22 protein-coding genes are annotated in these 20,222 nt (G+C 66.7%); 9 read left to right on the top strand and 13 right to left on the bottom strand.

Annotated features, from left to right (window positions below):
* Positions 1-55: 55 nt before the first annotated feature.
* Together CA234_RS06105 and CA234_RS06110 are read right to left on the bottom strand one after the other, a co-directional pair.
* The gene (locus CA234_RS06105; protein WP_125973384.1) at positions 56-1,924 is read right to left on the bottom strand and encodes a methyl-accepting chemotaxis protein; all 1,869 of its coding nucleotides are present in this window, start codon (positions 1,922-1,924) and stop codon (positions 56-58) included.
* 122 nt (positions 1,925-2,046) lie between these two features.
* A complete protein-coding gene (locus CA234_RS06110) occupies positions 2,047-4,224 on the bottom strand; it encodes a S9 family peptidase (protein WP_241213312.1) in 2,178 nt (725 codons plus the stop codon).
* Between the two features lie 376 nt (positions 4,225-4,600).
* Here CA234_RS06110 and CA234_RS06115 point away from each other — a divergent pair, with 376 nt between their 5' ends.
* Positions 4,601-4,894, top strand: a complete 294-nt coding sequence (locus CA234_RS06115) for a hypothetical protein (protein WP_125973388.1) — start codon at positions 4,601-4,603, stop codon at positions 4,892-4,894.
* 46 nt (positions 4,895-4,940) lie between these two features.
* Here CA234_RS06115 and CA234_RS06120 read toward each other — a convergent pair whose 3' ends face one another.
* Entirely contained in the window at positions 4,941-5,333 is a 393-nt protein-coding gene (locus CA234_RS06120) for a GAF domain-containing protein (RefSeq protein ID WP_125973390.1), read from the bottom strand.
* 388 nt (positions 5,334-5,721) lie between these two features.
* Here CA234_RS06120 and CA234_RS06125 point away from each other — a divergent pair, with 388 nt between their 5' ends.
* Positions 5,722-6,030 carry a hypothetical protein gene (locus tag CA234_RS06125; protein WP_241213281.1) on the top strand — a complete coding sequence of 103 codons (309 nt, stop codon included), beginning with the start codon at positions 5,722-5,724 and terminating at the stop codon, positions 6,028-6,030.
* Between the two features lie 170 nt (positions 6,031-6,200).
* Here CA234_RS06125 and rplS read toward each other — a convergent pair whose 3' ends face one another.
* From rplS to CA234_RS06150, 5 genes are read right to left on the bottom strand one after another with little or no spacing between them, the layout of a single operon-like run.
* Positions 6,201-6,587 (bottom strand): 50S ribosomal protein L19, encoded by a 387-nt coding sequence (rplS, locus tag CA234_RS06130; RefSeq protein WP_064309669.1) that lies wholly within the window; start codon positions 6,585-6,587, stop codon positions 6,201-6,203.
* 1 nt (position 6,588) lies between these two features.
* The gene (gene trmD / locus CA234_RS06135; protein ID WP_125973394.1) at positions 6,589-7,323 is read right to left on the bottom strand and encodes a tRNA (guanosine(37)-N1)-methyltransferase TrmD; all 735 of its coding nucleotides are present in this window, start codon (positions 7,321-7,323) and stop codon (positions 6,589-6,591) included.
* Positions 7,320-7,703, bottom strand: a complete 384-nt coding sequence (locus CA234_RS06140; RefSeq protein WP_126001143.1) for a type II toxin-antitoxin system VapC family toxin — start codon at positions 7,701-7,703, stop codon at positions 7,320-7,322. Before CA234_RS06140 ends, trmD begins: the two co-directional genes overlap by 4 nt.
* Positions 7,696-7,968 (bottom strand): AbrB/MazE/SpoVT family DNA-binding domain-containing protein, encoded by a 273-nt coding sequence (locus CA234_RS06145; RefSeq protein ID WP_125973398.1) that lies wholly within the window; start codon positions 7,966-7,968, stop codon positions 7,696-7,698. The genes CA234_RS06140 and CA234_RS06145 overlap by 8 nt, the downstream gene beginning before the upstream one ends.
* Positions 7,969-8,023: 55 nt before the next feature.
* Complete coding sequence (locus CA234_RS06150) at positions 8,024-8,392, bottom strand: type II toxin-antitoxin system VapC family toxin (RefSeq protein ID WP_126001144.1); 369 nt, start codon at positions 8,390-8,392, stop codon at positions 8,024-8,026.
* A 55-nt stretch (positions 8,393-8,447) separates the two neighbouring features.
* Between CA234_RS06150 and CA234_RS06155 the strand changes: the two genes are divergently transcribed.
* Positions 8,448-9,350 (top strand): NAD(P)/FAD-dependent oxidoreductase, encoded by a 903-nt coding sequence (locus CA234_RS06155; protein ID WP_126001184.1) that lies wholly within the window; start codon positions 8,448-8,450, stop codon positions 9,348-9,350.
* 70 nt (positions 9,351-9,420) lie between these two features.
* Positions 9,421-10,020 (top strand): hypothetical protein, encoded by a 600-nt coding sequence (locus CA234_RS06160; RefSeq protein WP_126001145.1) that lies wholly within the window; start codon positions 9,421-9,423, stop codon positions 10,018-10,020.
* Positions 10,021-10,047: 27 nt separating this feature from the next.
* On the opposite strand, the gene rimM is transcribed toward CA234_RS06160, so the two are convergent.
* The 3 genes from rimM to ffh all read right to left on the bottom strand — a co-directional run bounded on the left by rimM (position 10,048) and on the right by ffh (position 12,531).
* Positions 10,048-10,551 (bottom strand): ribosome maturation factor RimM, encoded by a 504-nt coding sequence (rimM, locus tag CA234_RS06165; protein WP_125973406.1) that lies wholly within the window; start codon positions 10,549-10,551, stop codon positions 10,048-10,050.
* 63 nt (positions 10,552-10,614) lie between these two features.
* Entirely contained in the window at positions 10,615-11,001 is a 387-nt protein-coding gene (gene rpsP / locus CA234_RS06170; protein WP_206431099.1) for a 30S ribosomal protein S16, read from the bottom strand.
* Between the two features lie 48 nt (positions 11,002-11,049).
* Positions 11,050-12,531 carry a signal recognition particle protein gene (gene ffh / locus CA234_RS06175; protein WP_126001146.1) on the bottom strand — a complete coding sequence of 494 codons (1,482 nt, stop codon included), beginning with the start codon at positions 12,529-12,531 and terminating at the stop codon, positions 11,050-11,052.
* Between the two features lie 235 nt (positions 12,532-12,766).
* On the opposite strand from ffh, the gene CA234_RS06180 reads away from it, so the two are divergent.
* Positions 12,767-14,365 (top strand): EAL domain-containing protein, encoded by a 1,599-nt coding sequence (locus CA234_RS06180; RefSeq protein WP_126001147.1) that lies wholly within the window; start codon positions 12,767-12,769, stop codon positions 14,363-14,365.
* Here the strand turns inward: CA234_RS06180 and CA234_RS06185 are convergent.
* A complete protein-coding gene (locus CA234_RS06185) occupies positions 14,340-14,918 on the bottom strand; it encodes a DUF924 family protein (RefSeq protein WP_126001148.1) in 579 nt (192 codons plus the stop codon). The genes CA234_RS06180 and CA234_RS06185 overlap by 26 nt on opposite strands.
* Between CA234_RS06185 and mtaB the strand changes: the two genes are divergently transcribed.
* The 4 genes from mtaB to CA234_RS06205 are packed head-to-tail and all read left to right on the top strand — an operon-like array spanning position 14,918 to position 19,457.
* Positions 14,918-16,144 carry a tRNA (N(6)-L-threonylcarbamoyladenosine(37)-C(2))-methylthiotransferase MtaB gene (gene mtaB, locus CA234_RS06190; protein ID WP_125973414.1) on the top strand — a complete coding sequence of 409 codons (1,227 nt, stop codon included), beginning with the start codon at positions 14,918-14,920 and terminating at the stop codon, positions 16,142-16,144. The genes CA234_RS06185 and mtaB overlap by 1 nt on opposite strands.
* Entirely contained in the window at positions 16,141-17,076 is a 936-nt protein-coding gene (gene ftsY / locus CA234_RS06195; protein ID WP_125973416.1) for a signal recognition particle-docking protein FtsY, read from the top strand. Before mtaB ends, ftsY begins: the two co-directional genes overlap by 4 nt.
* On the top strand, positions 17,069-17,692 hold the full coding sequence (locus CA234_RS06200; protein WP_125973418.1) for a septation protein A: 624 nt from the start codon (positions 17,069-17,071) through the stop codon (positions 17,690-17,692). The genes ftsY and CA234_RS06200 overlap by 8 nt, the downstream gene beginning before the upstream one ends.
* 7 nt (positions 17,693-17,699) lie before the next feature.
* Positions 17,700-19,457, top strand: coding sequence for a chloride channel protein (locus tag CA234_RS06205; RefSeq protein ID WP_125973420.1), 1,758 nt, complete (start codon positions 17,700-17,702; stop codon positions 19,455-19,457).
* A gap of 39 nt (positions 19,458-19,496) precedes the next feature.
* On the opposite strand, the gene CA234_RS06210 is transcribed toward CA234_RS06205, so the two are convergent.
* The gene (locus CA234_RS06210; RefSeq protein ID WP_125973422.1) at positions 19,497-20,120 is read right to left on the bottom strand and encodes a superoxide dismutase; all 624 of its coding nucleotides are present in this window, start codon (positions 20,118-20,120) and stop codon (positions 19,497-19,499) included.
* Between the last annotated feature and the right edge of the window lie 102 nt (positions 20,121-20,222).

Below are 20,222 nucleotides of genomic sequence, written 5' to 3' on the forward strand. Positions count from 1 at the left end.
ACGAAAGCGAGCCTAGACTGTGGTCAACTGCGCGTCGAGTGCAAAGAAGGGAGGCTTAGAAGCTCGCCCACTCCTCCACTTCGGCGCCGGTCGAGCGCACGGTGGTGACGCTTGCGGCATGCGCCGGGTTGGAAGCCACCGGCAGCGCATGTACCTTCGAGCGGACCGGCTTGCGGTGGCTGCGGTCACCCGCATTGAAGCGCGAGGCCTGCTCGGTCAGCGAGCGGACTTCCGAGCTGAGGTTGCGCGCGGCAGCCGAGGTCTCTTCCACCATCGCGGCGTTCTGCTGGGTGGTCTGGTCGATGCTGTTGACCGCTGTCGCCACCTGAGTGACCGCGGTGGCCTGGACCTGGTTGTCCTGAGCCATGGTCTCGAGCAGCGAGTGGACCTCGTTGACGTCGCCGACGATCGCGCCGAGCGCGCTGTCCACACGGCGAACCATGTCGACCGCCGCATTGATGTCGGTCTGCGTCGCGGTCAGCTGGTCGCGGGCGCGGCCGGCTTCCTCCTCGGCACGCATCGCCAGGGCGGAGACGAGGTCGGCGACGACCGCGAAGCCGCGGCCCGCTTCGCCTGCCCGGCCGGCTTCCACCGCCGCGTTCATCGCGAGAACGCGGGTCTGGAAGGCGATCTTGTCGAGGCCTTCGATGACGTTGTCGATGCCCTTGGCGCTTTCCGACACGCGGCTCATTGCCTGCATCGCCTCGTCCGCCACGCTGCGGCCGGAGTCGACCACGCCGATCGCACCGGTGGCGCGCTCGACGGTCTTGGTCGAGGCGGCGGCGGTTGCCTTGATGCGCTGGTCCATCTCGTGGACGGCGGCCGAAGTTTCCTCGAGGCTGGCCGCAGCACCTTCGGTACGACGCGCGAGATCCTCGCTGGCCTGGGCGATCTCGGCCGAACCGGTCGAGATCGTCTCGGCGCTCTCGATCACTGCGGTGATCAGTTCGCGCAGCGAGTTGACGGCGGCGTTGAAGTTCTGCTTCAGCCCTTCATATTCGGGATCGAAGCGCGTTTCGATCGACGCGGTCAGGTCGCCGCCGGCGAGCTTGCCCAGGCGATCCTCGAGCGTCTCGACGACGATCTGCTGCGCGGCATCGGCACGCTTCTTGGCCTCGGCCAGCTCTTCCTGGCGCAGCGCGGCTTCCTTGAAGACGAGCACCGACTTGGCCATCCTGCCGACCTCGTCGCCGCGCTCGGTGCCGGGCACCTCGACATGATTGTTGCCGCCTGCAAGACCCCGCATCGAGTCCTGCAGCCGCTCCAGCGGACCCGAGATCTGCCCTCGGGTCACGAAGACCGCCAGACCCATCGCGCCGAGGACCGCGACCAGGGCGACGCCCAGCAGCATCCACACCGCACCGGCAACGGTCGCGCTCATGGCATCGGACTGCGCCTTGCCGTCCGCAACGCGGCGATCATTGTACGCCCGCGTTTTGTTGGTGAGCGCTTCCGCCAGACGATCGGCCTTGGCGAGCTGCACCTGCGCAGCCGCGTTGTTGTTGGCAAGGCCCATCTCGACGGCCGGCAAGACCTGCGACTGGAGCTCGTCCAGCACCGCTTCGATCGCCTGAACGTCGGCGGCTGCATCTTTTTCGGTGGCGGCCACTTCGTTCAGATACTGTTTCGCCTGCTTGTACGCGTCGAGCTCGTCCGCTGCCGCCTTCTTCGCCTGCGACGAGGCGCCGTCATAGGCGAGCGTCTTGTAGCCGCTGTACATCATCGCGAAGCCGAGGCGATTGACGCGGATCAGCTTGGCGGTGTCCGGCATCTTCACGTCGGTCAGCTGCGAATAGCCATTGTCGATCGACTGCATGACTCGCCCGCCATACCAGGCGACGCCCAGGGTAACGATGCCAAGCAAGCCAAGCATCATCATGATCTTGAACTGTATTTTGAGATTTGCCAGGAATTGCACGCTCATTTCCTCCAAGGCGCGGCCCGGAGGCGCGCAGATATCCCACCTGCGCATTATAGAAGATGAGCGTGCCGCATTGCCGCGACCTGCCCCCGGATTTTTACGTATCCTATTGAATTATTGGATCGTTACTTGGTCAATGCGCGATCAAGGAAGTTCAGGATAGTATTCCATAGATGCTCGCTGATCCCCGCCCCGCCGACGCGGTGGGTCTGTCCAGGATAGAGCATCATCTCGAACGGCACTTTTTGCTGCTGGAGCGCGGCGTACATTGCAGTGCCGTTCTCCAGTACGACATTGTCGTCCGACATGCCGTGGATCATCAGCAGCGGATCGGCGATCTTCGCCGCGTCGCCCAAGGTGCTGGCGGCCTTGTACGCCTTCGGCACTTGGCGCGGATCGCCCATGTAGCGCTCGGTGTAATGGGTGTCGTAGAGTTCCCATTTGGTCACCGGTGCACCCGAGACGCCTGCCGCGAAAGTGCCGGGCGCGGCCTCCAGCATCTTCAGCGTCATGTAGCCGCCATAGGACCAGCCATAGGTGGCGATGCGCTTCGGATCGACGAAGGGCAGCGACTTCAGATAGGCGGCACCCGCCAGCTGGTCCTGGACTTCCACACTGCCCATCGCCTGCCAGATCGCGCTTTCGAAGGCGACGCCGCGATTGGCCGAGCCGCGATTGTCGATCTGGAACCAGATATAGCCGCGCTGCACCAGATATTGCTGGAGCGAACCGCCCCAGGCGCGGCTGACCGTCTGCACATGCGGGCCGCCATAATGCTGGAAGAATACCGGGTAGCGCTTGCCGGGCTCCAGCTTGGGGGTGATCATCTCCCAGTGCAGCTCGGTGCCGTCCGGGCCCTTGATCGTGCCGAAGGTCCGCTCGCGATGCGCCGCGAGGTATGGATGGTAGGGGTGGCCGGCATCGCCGACCGCGTTTTCCTGCACCCAGGCGATCCGCTTGCCATCGGCATCGGCGAGATAGACCTGGCGCGGCTGGCTGGGGTTCGATCGGCTGACGATCGCGCGGGTGCCGCTGGCATCCATGCTGGCGGCGTTCCACCAGCCGCGCTCGGTCAGCCGGGTGATCGCGCCAGGCTTGCGATAGTCGATCCAGTAGAGATGCCGTTCGAGCGGATCGTCCTTGTTGCCCTGGAAGTAGAGGCGCCCGCGCTTCTGATCGACGCTGATCCCGTCGGGCGCCACTTCCCATGCGCCCTTAGTCAGCTGGGTAAAGGTGCCCGCCTGCCAGCGATAGAGATGGCCGTGGCCGTCGCGCTCGGACCACCAGATCAGACTGCCATCGTCGAGCGGCTTGAGGCCGAAGCTGAGGTTGATCCAGCTCTTCGGCGGCGCCTTCTCGCTGAACAGCACGCGCGCGGCGCCGGTGGCGGGGTCGACCGCGAGCAGGTCGAGCTGGGTCTGCGCACGGTTCTGGCGCTGGACGTACAGCGTCTTGCCGTCCGCCGCCCAATCGACGCGGGCGAGATAGATGTCGGGATCGGCGCCGAGATCCACCTTCACCCGTTTCTGGCCCCGCGGATCGAGCACGTAAAGCTCTACCAGCGCGTTCGGCGTACCCGCCTTCGGATAGCGTTGCTGGACGATGCTGGTCCCCTCGGCACCGATCGCGGCGCGGGTGACGATTCCGACGGGTGCCTCGTCGAAGCGCTCGACCGCGACATAGGCGTCGTTAGGCGCCCACCAATAGCCGTCGCGGCGCGCCATTTCCTCCTGCGCGACGAATTCGGCCTCGCCCCAATGCACCGTCCCCGCGCCGTCCTGTGTGACGCGGATGGCCTTGCCGCTGGCCAGGTCCATGACGACCAGATTCTGGTCCTGCACATAGCTGGCGAACCGGCCCGCCGGGCTCAGTGCCGCGTTGAGCTTCGCGCCGGCCGCGGCGGGCAGCTTGTCGACCTGACCGTTCAGGCGCGCTCGGAACAACTCGCCATCCAGCGGCACCAGGATCGACTGGCCGTCGGGCGCCCAGTCATAGGAAACGATGCCCTTGGTGCCGCCGATGCGGGCGCGTTCGCGCTGCATCTTCTCGGCTTCGGACAGTTCGGCGCCCGAGCCGAGCGTCTTCGAATCGACCAGCATCCGCCACTGGCCCTTGGCGGTATCCAGCGCCCACAGGTCGTAGCGCTCGCGATCGTCGTCGCGGTTGCGCAACAGGGTGAGATACCTGCCGTCGGGCGAGAGCTGTACGGCGCGCGGTGCCGGGCCGTCCAGCGAAGGACTGCCGAAAATCCGTTGCAACGTCAGCGGCTGGCCCGTTTGCGCCTGCGCCGCGGCATCAGCCATGCTCACCCCCATCGCGATCGCCATCCCGGCAACGCCCAGCATCCATTTGCGCATCCAACACTCCGCCTGCCGGCACCCGATGGCCGGCGGCGGCTGGTGTATCGACCCGGGCCGAGGCGTAAAGAGGCAACAGACCCGAGCCGCCCCCCTTGCCACGCCTGCGCCAACGTTCGCGCACGTCCGCAAAGTCATGAACAAGTCGTTTAGAAGGCTAGTGAAAGGCAAACACAATTAAACATATTCAATTTTCGGAATGAATATACTCGACGCGCGAGCGGATTATGGTAAAGTCTGGATCACACAAGTTGCCGGGAACACGGCAGCCGCGGTGGAGCCGCGAAGCGGGGCGCGCTCGATCGATCAGGAGTAGAACCGCATGTCGGTGGACCGTCTTGGCAGGATAGGTTCGGATGTTTCGGTAGAATGCGCCACGCGCTTGCTGGAGAAGAACTGGCCGCGCTCGACGCTTCTCACGCCCGCCGATATCGGACTGGGCGACCGGGAAACTGCGGTCGCCGAATTTCTGGGCATGGTTGAGTCACTCAGCGACGCCGGGTTCCTCGCCTATGAGGCGCTGGTATTCAACAGCGACGGCCCGATGCTGGTCGATGCCACCCTCACCGCGCGCGGGCGCGCCATGCTGGCAAGCGAGGCAAACCGGGCAAACTGAGCGCGCTTCCTTCCCGCCGGCGCGCCGACTCTGGTAGCGCCGCCGATCAGTGGATGCTGCGATGCGCGCGGTCCATGCGACTGGCAAGCGCCTGCAGCAACGCGATGTCCGCGTCCCCGAAACGGCGCTCGTCGCGACCGAGCACGGCAAGCGCCCCGACGCGGCGACCGTCCCGCCACAAGGGCACCGATAACTGGCTGCGATAGCCGAGCACCATTGCTTCGAGGGGATCGGACAGTCGCCGCGCGGAATCGACGGCCTCGACGCCGTCCGCGGCGGCAAGCACGGCCCGCGATCCGGTCCGGAGAACCGCAACCTCGCCGCGGAGCAACAGCACCGCTGCGCGCACGATCCGGCTTTCCTCGGGCATCATCTCGCCTGCGATACCCTGTCCGAATCGACTCTCCAGTCCCAACGCTGCAACGCCCCAATCCGACATGACCACACCCTGATGAAAACGGTTGTATCGTAGGCGACTCGCGCAGTTCCGGGCAGTACGGAGTTTTACCAGCGGCACATCTACCGGGCAGCGCCTTGGTCGATGTTTCAGAACGAGACGAAGATAGGAGTTATCAACTGGTAAATTCGTTTCGGATGCAATCCACGTCTAGGCAGAAATTGCCTAGTGGCGTAAATGCTGCGTCACAGCACGACTCCGGGAACGGAAAAAACCGATTCGGCGTATGTGTGCATAGGAATGTTGCGGAACCGGCCGAGGGTCGATGGCGTGGTTCTGATAATGCAATTTTGAGCACGAGTTCGGTGGGTTCGCTACGGCCCCTCGGGTTGCACAAAGGCATGCGGACCATGTTGCTGAGGAGGACCTGATGTCGGTGAGCGGGGAAAATCGTGAGGCGCTGGGCGCCCTCGATTCGCGCTGCATTGTCGCGATCGCCGATGCGCTGCAGCGCAGCTGGCCGGGCAGCGCCACGCTGACCCCGACGGCGCTCGACCTTGGAGCATCGCTCGACCGTCATCACGCCTTCGTCGCCGCCGTGCAGGGCCTGTGCGATCGCGGCCTGCTCGCCTATGAGGCATTGCTGATCGGCATCGGCGGGCCCGAGGTGCGCGATGCGGCGCTCACCGCGCGCGGCCGGGCGCTCCTCCAGAACGACGGCTTCCGCGCCGCCGCCTGATCCGCGCGATCCATCGCCGAAGTCGGGGGCGCCGCGACAAAATCCGTCCGCGGCGCCTTTTTTGTATCACTTGTCTTGAGAAAGCCGCGCGTCGCACAAGGTGCCGAACACGAAAAAGGCGTGCGAACCGCGGGGGTCCGCACGCCTTTCGCGTTCTGGGAAGGCCAGCCTTACTCGGCGGCCTGCGCCTCGGTGCGGGTGTCACGGCGCTCGGCGATACGCGCCGACTTGCCGGTACGACCACGCAGATAGTAGAGCTTCGCACGACGCACGACACCGCGACGCACGACCTCGATCGAATCGATGTTCGGCGAATAGAGCGGGAACACGCGCTCCACACCTTCACCGAACGAGATCTTGCGGACGGTGAAGTTCGAACCCATGCCCTTGTTGGCGCGCGCGATGCACACGCCTTCGAAGTTCTGCACGCGGGTACGCTCGCCTTCGACGACCTTCACGCCGATGCGGACGGTGTCGCCCGGGCGGAATTCCGGAATCTTCTTGGCTTCGTTGAACTTGGCAATCTGCTCGGCTTCGAGCGTCTGGATGAGGTTCATCTCAGTCAGTCCCATGTTTTCGCCGCGCGCCAGAGGGAGACTGGACCCGAACGCCCTCATGGCGTTCCCAAAGGTCTGGCCTCCTTAGCCGTGTATCGGTCTCCGCCATGGCGCGTCGCCAGGCTTCGATCCTCGCATGATCCCCCGATCGCAGCACTTCGGGGATCGTGCGCCCTTCCCATTCGACAGGTCGGGTATATTGCGGATATTCGAGCAGCCCCGTTTCGAAGCTCTCGTCCATGCCGCTGGAAGCCGCGCCCATTACGCCGGGAACGAGCCGAATGCAAGCATCGAGCAATGTCAGCGCCGCCATTTCACCGCCGGAGAGGATGTAATCGCCGATCGAGACTTCCTCGATGTTGCGCGCTTCAAAGATGCGTTCGTCGAAACCTTCGAAACGGCCGCACAGCACGATCGCACCTGGACCTGTCGCGAGCTCGCGCACGCGGTCCTGCGTCAGCGTCCGCCCGCGCGGCGTCATGGCCAGGAGCGGGCGCCCTTCGCGGGCAACGCTGTCGATTGCCGCTGCCAGCACATCGGCGCGCAGCACCATCCCTGCCCCGCCCCCGGCCGGCGTATCGTCCACCGAGCGATGCTTGTCGGTGGCGAAGTCGCGGATCTGCACCGTTTCCAGCGACCACAGCCCCTCGCGCAGACCGCGTCCGGCCAGCGAGATGCCCAGCGGCCCGGGAAACATCTCGGGGTACAGCGTCAGGATGGTTGCAGCGAAGGTCACAGCGTCCAGTTCTCGAGCTTGAGGTCCGGGATGTCGGCGAAATCCCGTTCGTTATTGGTGATCAGCGTCAGCCCGGCCGCCAGCGCCTGCGCCGCGATCAGCCGATCCAGCCGCGCGCGGCGGAAGGGCAGCCGGGCATAGGCTTCGGCGGCGGCGGCGTCGAACGGAAGCGGCTCGACGAGCCGAAAGAACCGCTCGACAACCAGCCGTCCGTCCGCATGGCTCTCGGGCACCCCTCTCAGCACCTCCGCTAGCACGATCGTGGAACTGACCACGCTGCCCTTGGCCTGCGCCTCCACCGCGAGCGCAGCCGGTGCGTGCGCGTCGCTGAGGATGTAGATGCAGATGTTCGTGTCGAGAAGAAAGCGGGGCTCAGCCATCGTCCCGCAGCCTGCGCCCTTCCCAATCGAGCTCGCGCTCCTCGATCTCGCGATCCTCCGGAGGGATCGGCTTCAGCCACGGCAGCGCGCCGGCGATGCCGCCAAGGTCGATCTTCTCCTCGCCGTCCAGCGGCTCTACCGAGAAGCCGCGACGTTCCTCGCGCAACACCACTTCGGCGCCTTCCTTCAGACCCAGCGCCTTGGGCAGGCGCAGCGCCAGCGAATTGCCCGACTTGAAGATCCTGGCGCGATATTCCTCGCCCATGCATCGCCTCCGTATATACGGGGTGTATATACATTTGCGCCGAAGTGCAACGCGCTCAGAACCAGTCTTCGATCCGCAGCCCCGGCACCGCGCGAAAGTCGCGGCCATTACGGGTGACCAGCGTCGCACCCAGCGCGAGCGCATGCGCCGCGATCAGCCGGTCATGCCGACCGTGAGCGGCCCGAGCCGCGGGAAAGGCACGTGCGGCCAAGGCATCGAAGGCCAGCACCGGCAGCTGTTCGAGCAGCGCATCCACGGCGGCGCTGCCCCGCCCTGCCCCTTCCATCAGTTCCGCAAGGCTGATCGCCGAAATCGCAATGCCCCCAGGCTCGGTCGCGGCGATCCGCCGCGCGATCGGCGCCCCACCGCCCCGCAACAGACGGATGCAGACGCAGGTATCGAGCAGAAAGTCGGGCGTGGTCATGCCCTGCCCTACAATGGGCGGCGGAACCTGTCGCGCCCTGACGCGCTGGCGCGCGATGGACGATTGCATCATCATCGGCGGCGGCCCGGCGGGGCTCACCGCGGCCATCTATCTCAGCCGCTACCATCTGAAGATCCGCTTGTTCGATTGCGGATCGAGCCGTGCTGCGCTGATCCCCTGCACGCACAACCATGCAGGCTACCCCCAAGGCATTTCCGGCCTCGACCTGCTCGCCGCGATGCGCGCCCAGGCCGAGAAATACGGCACGGTGCGCGAGGCGGCGAAGGTAACGAGCCTGCGCTCGATCGAAGGCGGGTTCGCGGCGCGGATCGGCGAGCGCGAGGTGCGCGCCCGATCGGTGCTGCTGGCCACCGGCGTGATCAACCATCGCCCACCGATGCCCGACGCGTTGCACGACGCGGCGCTGGCGAACGGGCAGATCCGCTACTGCCCCGTATGCGACGGCTACGAGGTCACCGACAAGCGCGTCGCGGTCTACGGCACCGGCGAGCATGGCGCACGCGAGGCACTCTTCATCCGCAGCTTCACCAGGGACGTGACACTGATCGCCCCCGATCGCCACGACCTGCCGCCGAAGCAACTCGCCCAGCTCACCGCAGCCGACATCGCGCTGGTCGACGGCCCGGCGCGCGATTGGGCAATCGATGGCGAGCAGCTTGCGCTGTCAACGGCGGCGGGTCACCTTGCTTTCGACAGCCTCTATCCCGCGCTCGGCTCCCACATCCGCTCGGAGCTTGCCGTCGAGGCGGGTGCCCGCGCCGACGCCAGCGGATGCCTGGAAGTGGACGACCACCAGCGCACCTCGCTCCCCGCCCTTTTCGCCGCCGGCGATGTCGCCAAGGGCCTCGACCAGATCAGCCATGCGATGGGCGAAGCCGGCGTCGCTGCGACGACGATCCGGAATATGCTGAACGCCGAAGCACCGCTCTGGCGTTGATCGTTCGCCGACTGCCCTTGGTCGCGTTATGCTCGCCGAACTACTCTTCGTGCGATAGCGCCGGACGCCGATGAAGCTGCCCTGCCTCGCCTTGCCGCTGCTCCTGCTGGGAGGATGCAACACGCGCGCGGCCGATCCCAGCCACGGGCAGATCCACGGCTCGGCCGCGGAATGGGGTGGCTATGCGATCGAGGGTATCGCCCCGCGCATGCCCGAGGCGGCAGTCGACGCGGCGCTGGTGCGGCGTGGGTACCAGCGGACGACATGCACCACGGCGAGCGATGCCGAGGATACCCGAAGCGAAGACCCTTCCGCCCTCCTCTGCTATCTGCGGCACGATCGCTGGATGGTGATGCTCCAGTTCGACGGCAGGCAGCCGCACCGGACCTTGGGCTGGATGGCGTTGAACGACCGGTCATCCCCGCTTGCCGATCGCGACCGCAACCTGGCGCAAGGACGGCGCTTCGCCGCCGCGATGGCGCAGCGGTTCGGCCGGCCGGACGAGACGGCGCATGGAGCGGTCACCACCCAGCATTGGTATGTGCCGCGCGGCGTGGAACAGCGTGCGCCGGGCCGGCTGCACGACATGATATCGGTGACGATTTCCCCGATTCAGGGAGTGAATGCGACGCTCAGCGGATCGCAGGGAGAGATGCGCGGCCCATACTAGCCATGCATATCGCCAGGATCAGCCTGGTCAGACTTCCAGGAAGGTGCTCGCGACGACGAGCTTCTCGTCATCCCAAGCAGGCACCGCTTCGGGCCGCATCGGCACCATGAAGCGTTTGCCGTCGGGGCGCTCGATTTCGATCACGTCGCCCGCGCCATAGTCGTCGATCGCGACGACACGACCGATCGGCTCCCCGTCCTCGCCCGTCACCGGCAGGTCGAGCAGGTCGATATGGTAATATTCGCCTTCGCCCAGCGGCGGGAGGGCGGAACGCGGCACGGTCAGTTCGGTGCCGCGCAGTGCCTCGGCGGCATTGCGGTCGGCCACTTCGGCGAAGCGGGCGATCACGCCATTGGATCCCCCGCGCACCGACCTGAGCGTCAGTTTGCCGCCGTTGAAGCTCTTGTGCGCCGCCAGATCCTCGGCAAACACCTTCAGCCGCACCTCGCCGGCGATGCCGTGCGCGCCGATCACGGCGGCAAGCGTCACCGGGCGATCGCCGCGGGTCGAGGGAGCGGAAGGTTCTGCCATGATGGGATGCAGCGACGCACGAGCCATCCCTCCCGCACCAGCGTGCGGGAGGGATGTTCAGCCTCAGGCCTCGGCAGCCTCTTCGGCCGGTGCGGCAGCGGCTTCGGCGGCTGCCTTGGCCTTCTCGGCACGCTCCTCGGCGCGCTCCTTGGCCTTCTCGCCCGGCTCCGCCTTCTTCGGGTTGTTGCGGGCCGCACGCTCCTTGACGCCGGCGGCGTCGAGGAAGCGGAGGACGCGATCGGTCGGCTGCGCGCCGACGCCCAGCCAGTAGGTCGCGCGCTCGTTGTCGAGCTTCACGCGCTCGGGCGAATCCTTGGCGAGCAGCGGGTTGTAGGTGCCGATCTTCTCGATGAACTTGCCGTCGCGGGGCGCACGGGCGTCGGCAACGACGATCCGGTAGTACGGGCGCTTCTTGGAGCCGCCGCGCGACAGACGCATGGAGAGAGCCATTCTACTTCACTTCCTTCTAGAGATACGATTGAAAAAAATTGGGTTAAGTTACTTCTTCTTCAGCAAATTCTCGAAGCCCGGCGGCAGCTTGGCGCCGCCCGGCAGACCCGGCAGGCCGGCGCCCACCTTGTCCATCATCTCGCCCATCTCGGCGCCGCCCAGGGCATTGCCGATTCCGCCCATGCCGCCGCCCGGGCCGCCCTTGGCGAGCATGCCCAGCATGCCCTTCAGGCCGCCCATCTTCTTCAGGCGCTTCATCGCGGTCTGCATCTCCTGATGCATCTTAATGAGCTTGTTGACGTCCTGCACGGTCAGCCCGCTGCCCTTGGCGATGCGGATCTTGCGCTTGGCGTTGAGCAGTTCGGGTTTGGCGCGCTCCTTGGGCGTCATCGAGCCGATGATCGCGTCCATGCGGATCAGCACCTTGTCGCCGCCGACCTGGTCGACCGCGGCCTGCGCCTTCTTCATGCCGGGGATCATCCCCGCCAGCGCGCCGATGCCGCCCATCTTGCGCATCTGCGCCAGCTGCGCGCGCAGGTCGTTCATGTCGAACTGGCCCTTGGCGAGCCGGTTCGCCATGCGCTCGGCGTCTTCCTGCTCGATCGACGCAGCAGCCTTCTCGACCAGGCTGACCACGTCGCCCATGCCGAGGATGCGGCCGGCGACGCGCTTCGGGTGGAAGGGCTCGATCTGGTCGAGCTTCTCGCCCATGCCGGCGAACTTGATCGGCTGGCCGGTGACCGCGCGCATCGACAGCGCCGCGCCACCGCGTGCATCGCCGTCCATGCGGGTGAGGATCACGCCGGTCAGCGGCACCTGCGCCGAGAAGTTGCTGGCGACGTTCACCGCGTCCTGGCCGGTGAGCGAGTCGACGACGAGCAGGATTTCCTGCGGCTTCGAGATGTCGGCGACCGCCTTCATCTCGTCCATCAGCGCCTGGTCGACGTGGAGACGGCCGGCGGTGTCGAGCATCACCACGTCGAAGCCCTGGAGCTTCGCCGACTGGAGCGCACGGCGCGCGATCTCGACAGGCTGCTGGCCGGTGACGATCGGCAGCGTCGCCACTTCGGTCTGCGTGCCGAGAACCGCCAGCTGTTCCTGCGCGGCCGGACGGTTCACGTCCAGCGATGCCATCATCACCTTCTTGCCCTGCTTCTTCAGCAGCTTGGCAAGCTTGGCGGTGGTGGTGGTCTTGCCCGAGCCCTGCAGACCCACGAGCATGATCACGGCCGGCGGGGTGACGTCGATGTGAAGCTCGGCCGTGTCGGCGCCGAGCATGTCGACCAGCGCGTCATGGACGATCTTGACGACCTGCTGGCCCGGCGTGACCGAGCGCAGCACCTGCTGGCCGACGGCCTGCTCGGTTACCTTGTCGACGAATTCGCGGGCGACGGGCAGCGCGACGTCCGCTTCCAGCAGCGCCACGCGTACTTCGCGCATCGCGGTCCGGACATCGGCCTCGGCGAGCGCGCCACGTCCGCGCAGGCGCTCGAAGACGCCGCCCAGCCGATCGCTCAAACTCTCGAACATGATGTCCAGATCACTCCAAATCAGTCCATGTCCCGCCAAACGCAAAACACGCCGGCGGACGAAACCTCGTCGGCCGGCGTCACCCCTTGGGGTGGCAATGTTGCGCGTCCACGGAGGAACGGTGGGTCCCCTTAACCGCAGTGGCGGCGGAAAGCAACCTCTACGGATTTAACCCGATCTACACGCCTTGCATGGGAAAACACCGCTTCGTTAGTACGAGGGGCGTAGTGCGTCGATGACGCGGCAGCAGCATCAGGACCGGCAAAACGAGCGGAAGGATCGCACCGCGACGATCTTCAACGCCTTGTGCGTCGCCTCCACGCTGCTCGCGCTCGCGATCGGCGCGGGACTGACATTCGACTATGTCGAACAGATCGTGCCGGGCGGCTGGCTACTCGTGGCGCAGGCCGTGAACCTCGTCCTCATTTTCCTCTGCGGTCGCCGCCTCGTCATGCCCCCAAAGCGCCGCACCAGCGGCGAACGCGCACAGAGCGTCGCCAGCCGCGATCCGCTGACCGGCTTCCTCCACCGCAACAGCCTGACCGAGAAAGGCGCCGCGATGTTCGCCCGCGCCCACCGCCGCAGCCAGGCCGTGGCGATGCTGGTGTTCGATCTCGACCGGTTCAAGGCGATCAATGACCTGCACGGCCATGCCGTGGGCGACGCGCTGATCCGCACCGTAGCGCAGGAAATCGCCCAGGCCCTGCCGCAGATGGCACTGGCCGGGCGAATCGGAGTCGACGAGTTCGCCTGCGCCTTCGCCTTTGATCCGCGCGAGCCGGCCATCGTCGAGCGCATCGCCGAGCGGATCGTCACCCGAATGGCAGAGCCGTTCGAGGTGGAGGGCCATGTGCTGCACATCAGCTGCTCGCTCGGCATCGCCCGCTCGGACTTCGACTGCCCGAGCATCGACGCGCTGCTGCGCACCGCCGACATCGCGATGCACCAGGCGCAGAAAGCGGGGAAGAACCGCTTCGCCTGGTTCGATCCGGCGATGGAGCGCGCGCTGCAGGTGCGCAGCGTGCTCGAAAGCGGGTTGCGCGTCGCGATCCCGCGCGAGGAGATCACCCCCTATTTCGAGCAGCAGGTCGATCTCGCCAGCGGCCGGCTCCACGGCTTCGAGGTGCTGGCGCGCTGGGAGCATCCGATCCACGGCATGATCCCGCCCGACCGGTTCATTCCCGTCGCCGAGGACGCCGGCCTGATCGGCGACCTGTCACTGTCGATCATGCGCCAGGCCTTCCACGCCGCGCGGGATTGGGATCCGGGGCTCAGCTTGTCGGTCAACATCTCGCCGGTGCAGCTGCGCGATGCCTGGCTGGCGCAGAAGATCATCAAGGTGCTGACCGAGACCGGCTTCCCCGCCCACCGGCTGGAAGTGGAGATCACCGAAAGCGCGTTGTTCGACAATCTCGCGCTCGCCCAGTCGATCGTCGGCAGCCTCAAGAACCAGGGGGTACGGCTGGCGCTCGACGATTTCGGCACCGGCTATTCGTCACTCGCCCATCTTCGTGCGCTGCCGTTCGACCGGATCAAGATCGACAAGAGCTTCATTCTTTCGCTCAATCAGAGCGCGGACTCCGCCGCAATCGTCAACACCATCCTGCGGCTGGGCGAGAGCCTCAACCTACCGATCACCGCCGAGGGCGTGGAAGATGCGGCGATCGAGGAGCGGCTGCGCGCGATCGGCTGCGCCAAGGCGCAGGGCTGGCTCTATGGCAAGCCGCTGTCGATCGCGGGTGCGCGGCGCCTGCTTGCCGAACGGCGGCTGATCCTCCAGCCCGGCCCGCGGCTGGAGGGCGGCGACGCTACCAGCCAGCTCCAGGCTGGCTGAGATAGTCGAGCTCATCGGGCGTCGAGATCCGCCCCAGCGCCTCGTTGCGGCCCGGGAAGCGGCCAAAGCGGTGAAAGACCTCGGCATGATCGCGGGCATAAGCCATCAGTTCGTCGTCTTCGAGGCTGGCGAAGCAGCGCAGGCTGAGTTCCTGGAGCTCGGCATCCTCGGCATGCTCGAACGGCAGGTACAGGAACTGGCGCTGCTCCTTGGTCATGCGGCGATCCCAACCGCGTTCGACCGCCGACGACGCCAGCTGCTGCGCGAGCGGATCGCCCGCGAACGCCTCGGCCTGCCCGCGGTGGATGTTGCGCGAGAACTGGTCGAGCAGAAGGGTGGCGGCGAGCAGCGTTTCGGGATCCTCGCCCCAGCCCGCCGCGTCGCTCGCCAGCACGCGATCGCGAAGATCTCCGAACAAGTCGGCGATCTCGCGGTCCACGCCCTCGGACTTCAGGAACCATTGTTCGGGCAGCAGCGCATCGAACCAGAAGGCCAGCACTTGGCCCGCCTGGTGTTGGACTTCTGCGGTCGGCGTCCTTAGATCGCTGGCCAATGTCCCTCTCCTCGCCTCTCATCCTTAACATGGGTTGCCGGCTGAACCTAGCCGAAGGTGAGTCGATCCGTGCCCTGCTGACGGGGCGAGACGCGATCGTGGTGAACAGCTGCGCCGTGACCAACGAAGCGGTGAAGCAGACCCGCCAGGCGATCCGCCGCGCGCGCCGCGAACGCCCCGAGGCGGAACTGGTCGTCACCGGCTGCGCGGCGCAGATCGACCCCGCAGCCTTTGCGGCGATGCCCGAGGTGGACCGGGTGATCGGCAATGCCGAGAAGCTGCTTCCGCAAGCCTGGGCGTCCGAGGCGAAGGTGCAGGTGCAGGATATCCTCGCCGTGCGCGAGACCGCGCCGCACCTCGCCGCCAGCTTCTCCACCCATGCGCGCGCCTTCGTGGAGGTGCAGAATGGCTGCGACCATCGCTGCACCTTCTGCGCGATCCCCTATGGTCGCGGGAACAGCCGCTCGGTGCCGGCGGGCGCGGTGATCGACCGGATCGCGATGCTCGCCGAGGCGCATGGCGAAGTCGTGCTGACCGGCGTCGATCTCACCAGCTACGGCCACGACCTGCCGGGCAGCCCGACGCTGGGCTCGCTGGTCGAGCGCATCCTCCGCCACGTACCCCGCCTTCAGCGGCTGCGGCTCTCCTCGCTCGACGGAATCGAAGTCGACGACCGGCTGTTCGCGCTTCTTACCCAGGAACCGCGCGTGATGCCGCACGTCCATCTCTCGCTCCAGGCGGGCGACGACATGATCCTCAAGCGGATGAAGCGCCGCCATGCCCGGGCGCAGTCGGTGGTGCTGGCCGAACGTCTCCGCGCCGCACGGCCCGAGATCGCCATCGGCGCCGATCTGATCGCAGGTTTTCCGACCGAAGACGAGACAATGTTCGCCAACACCCTCGCCCTTATTGGCGATTGCGGCGTGGTGCATGCACACATCTTCCCCTATAGCCCGCGCGCCGGCACGCCCGCCGCGCGCATGCCGCAGGTGGCCCCCGCCACGATCCGCGACCGCGCCGCCCGGCTGCGCGCGGCGGCGGCCGAGCAGCGGGCAAGCTGGCTGGAAACCCTGGTCGGCAGCCGCCAGCAGGTGCTGGTCGAGCGCCCGGGCGACCGCGGCCATGCAGAGAATTTCGCCGAGGTGCGGCTGACCGCCCCTCGGCAGACTGGAGAAACGGTGAACGTGACGATTGCACGCGTCGAAGACGGAAAGCTGGTCGCATGAGCGGGCCCGGCTGGCATGAAAAGCTGCTCGGCGGCTTTCGCAAGACGTCGGATCGGCTGCTCGGCAACCTCGCCGGCCTGTCGCTCGCCCGGCTGGACGAGGCAACGCTGGACGAGATCGAGGAGGCGCTGATCGCCTCGGATCTCGGCCCCGCCACCGCCGCCAAGGTGCGCGCGCGGCTTGCCGAGGGGCAGTTCGAGCGCAACCTCGAAGAACTCGGCATCCGCGTGATCGTCGCCGAGGAAGTCGCCAAGGTGCTGGAGCCGGTCGCCAAGCCGCTGGAGATCGAGGCGTTCCCGCGCCCGCAGGTGATCCTCGTCATCGGCGTCAACGGTTCGGGCAAGACGACGACGATCGCCAAGCTCGCCAACCAGTTGCTCGAGCAGGATTACAGCGTGATGGTCGCGGCCGGCGACACCTTCCGCGCCGCCGCGATCGGCCAGCTCAAGACCTGGGCCGATCGGATCGGCGTGCCGATCGTCTCGGGCGCAGAGGGCGGCGATGCGGCGGGCATCGTGTTCGAGGCGGTCAAGCGCGCGACCGAGATCGGCACCGACGTGCTGATCGTCGACACCGCCGGCCGCCTGCAGAACAAGCGCGAGCTGATGGACGAGCTGGCCAAGGTCCGCCGCGTGCTCGGCCGCCTCAATCCAGCTGCGCCGCACGACGTGGTGCTGGTGCTCGACGCCACCACCGGCCAGAACGCGCTCAACCAGATCGAGGTGTTCAAGGAAGTGGCGGGCGTCACCGGCCTGGTCATGACCAAGCTCGACGGCACCGCGCGCGGCGGCGTGCTCGTCGCGGCGGCGGAGAAATACGGCCTGCCGATCCACGCGATCGGAGTCGGCGAGAAGGTCGACGATTTGCGCGGCTTCGATCCGGTCGAGGTCGCCCGCATCATCGCCGGCGTGGAGGAACTGACCCATGGCTGATTCAGCCGCCCGCCCCAAGGCCTCTGCCGGCCTGCGCATGGCGCTGGATTACGGCCCGCTGATCGTGTTCTTCGCGGTCAACAGCCTCGCGCCGGGCGTCCAGCTCCAGCGCATCTTCACCGCCACCCTCGCCTTCATGATCGCGATGGCGGCGGCAATCGCGGTGTCGTGGTGGAAGACCCGCCACGTCTCGCCGATGCTGTGGATCACCGGCGTGCTGGTGCTCGTGTTCGGCGGGCTGACCCTCTATTATCACGACCAGACCTTCATCCAGGTCAAGCCGACCATCGTCTATGCGATGTTCGCGGTGATCCTCGGCTATGGCCTGATCACCAACAAGCCGCTGCTCCAGACGATGCTCGAATCCGCCTATCCGGGGCTCAGCGCCAAGGGCTGGCGGCTGCTGACGATCAACTGGACGATCTTCTTCGTCGCGATGGCCGTGCTCAACGAAGTCATGCGCCACATGCTCGACTGGGACCGCTGGGTGACCTTCAAGACCTGGGTGGTGATCCCGCTGACGCTGGTGTTCGCCATCGCCAATATTCCGATGCTGCTCCGCCACGGCCTGCAGCTGGAGAAGCCCGAGGACGCGCCCGTCCCGCCGGAAGGCTGATCGCGCGATGGGCCTGCCGCGCCACCCGGCCACCTTCCACGCGGTGCGCGCGGCGAACGGACTGCGCCGGCAGATCCGCTCGAACACGCTGCTGTTCCTGCTGCTGGCGATCGGCGTCGGCGCGGCGGCGAGCCTTGCCGCCATTGCAATCGGACAAAGCGCGCGCGGGATGCAGCGCGTGCTGTTCGGGCTGGCGCTCGGCGAGCATCTGAGCGCCGCGAGCCATATCGCGCCCTTGCGGTTGCTGGCACTGCCCATCGGCGGTGCACTGCTCGGCCTAACGCTGTGGCTGCTTCGTCGTCGCAAGACCATCGACGTGGTCGAGGCCAATGCGCTGCACGGCGGCCGCATCCCGGCGCGGGATACGGCCACCGTTGTGGGCCAAACGTTGCTCTCCAACGGCTTCGGCGCCTCGGTGGGGCTGGAGGCGGCCTATGCGCAGGCGGGCGGCGGGCTCGCCTCGCTGCTTGGCCAGCGGCTGAAACTGCGCCGCGCGGACCTGCGCACGCTGATGGCAGCCGGCGCGGGCGCAGGCCTGGGCGCGGCGTTCGGCGCGCCGCTCACCGGCGCCTTCTATGCCTTCGAGATCGTGCTGGGCGCCTACACGCCTGCGATCGTCGCGCCGGTGGTACTCGCCTCGCTGACCGCCGCGACCATCGCGCGCACGCTTGGCATCCACCCATATGTGATCAGCGCGGGCGGGGCGCATGCGATCGGCACCGCCGACTATCTGCTCTACGCGGTGCTCGGGGTACTCTGCGCCGGCTTCGGCATCGCGCTGATGCGGCTGGTATCGCTGGTCGAGGCGGCGGTGCGCCGCAGCCCGATCACGCCGCCTTGGACGCCGCTGATCGGCGGCGTGCTAATGATGCCGCTCGCCCTGCTATCCCCGCAGGTGCTGTCGAGCGGCCACGGCGCGCTGGACATCAACCTCGCCGCATCTGCGACGCTCGCTTCGCTCGGCGTGGTGATCCTGCTCAAGCTGCTCGGTTCGGCGGTGTCGCTCGGCTTCGGCTTTCGCGGCGGGCTGTTCTTCGCCTCGCTGTTCCTCGGCGCGCTGATCGGGCGCTTCTACCAGCTGACGCTGGCCGAGATTCCCGGCCTCCACCATCTCGCGCCTGACGATGCGGCGGTGGTCGGCATGGCGGCGCTCGCGGTGGCTGTGGTCGGGGGGCCGATGACGATGTCGCTGCTGGTGCTGGAAGTGACCCACGACTTCAGCATCACCGGGGTCACCATCGCCGCGACTCTGATCGCCAGCACGATCGTGCGCGAGCTGTTCGGCTACAGCTTCTCGACCTGGCGGCTGCACCTGCGCGGCGAGACGCTGCGCAGCGGCCGCGACGTGGGCTGGGTCCGCGCGCTCAGCGCCGCGCGGATGATGCGCCGCGACGTGGCGACCATCGCTGCCGACACCGACATCGCGAGCTTCCGCGCGCGCTTCCCGCTGGGCTCGACCAAGCGCGTCGTGCTGCTCGATGCCCAAGGTCATTATGCCGGGATCGCCGAGACCGCCGCCGTGTGGAGCCCCTCCGCGGATCAGGCGGAGCGCGTCGGCAGCATGGCGAAGTTCGCGGATCGCGCATTGTCGCCGGACATGACGATCGCGGAAGTGCTCGAAGCCTTCGACGCGAGCGTGGCGGACGATCTGGCGGTGCTTGCAAGCGACGGGCAGGTGCTGGGGCTCATCACCGAAAGCCATGCACGCCGCCGCTATGCCGAGGAGCTGGAAAAGGCCCAGCGCGACTTGTACGGGGAAAGTTGATCCCTCCGCCCGGATACCGGGCGGAAGGACCGGAAGGCCTCAGCCCTGCTGGTCGGCGCGGGCGGCGCCTTCGCCGTCGAGGTTCTGCGCGACGAACTCCCAGTTCGCCAGCTTGGTCAGGATGGTATCGACGAACGACGGGCGCGCGTTGCGATAGTCGATGTAATAGGCGTGTTCCCACACGTCGATCGTGAACAGCGGCTTCACGCCGTGCGCGACGGGCGAATCGCCGTCATGGAACGAGGTGACCTTCAGCGTGTCGCCGTCGAGCACCAGCCAGCCCCAGCCGCTGGCGAAGTGGCCGACCGATTCCGCCTTCAGCTTCTCGACCAGCGCTTCCTGGCTGCCGAAGTCGCGGGTGATCATCTCGGCCAGCTTGCCGGTGGGCGCCGCATAGTTGGGCGTCAGGCACTGCCAGAAGAAGCTGTGGTTCCAGATCTGCGAGCTGTTGTTGAACAGGCCCTTGTTGCCCTTCTCCTTGGCATAGGCGATCACGTCGGTGAGCTTGGCGCCGGCCAGCTCGGGAATATCGGCAACCAGCTTGTTGCAGTTGTCGACATAGGCCTTGTGATGCTTGCCATGGTGATAGTCGAAGGTCTCGGCCGACATGTGCGGCGCGAGCGCGTCCTTGGCGTACGGCAGTTCGGGAAGTTCGAAGGCCATGTCATGCTCCTCTTGGAATTGGAAAGCTTGTCCGCCCGCCTAACGCATGGGACGGCCTCGCGCCGCAACATTTTTTGTTTCGCCCCTGATCGATGCTGCCGA

This window comes from Sphingomonas sp. ABOLE (assembly GCF_003950455.1).
GTDB classification, from domain to species: domain Bacteria; phylum Pseudomonadota; class Alphaproteobacteria; order Sphingomonadales; family Sphingomonadaceae; genus Sphingomonas; species Sphingomonas trueperi.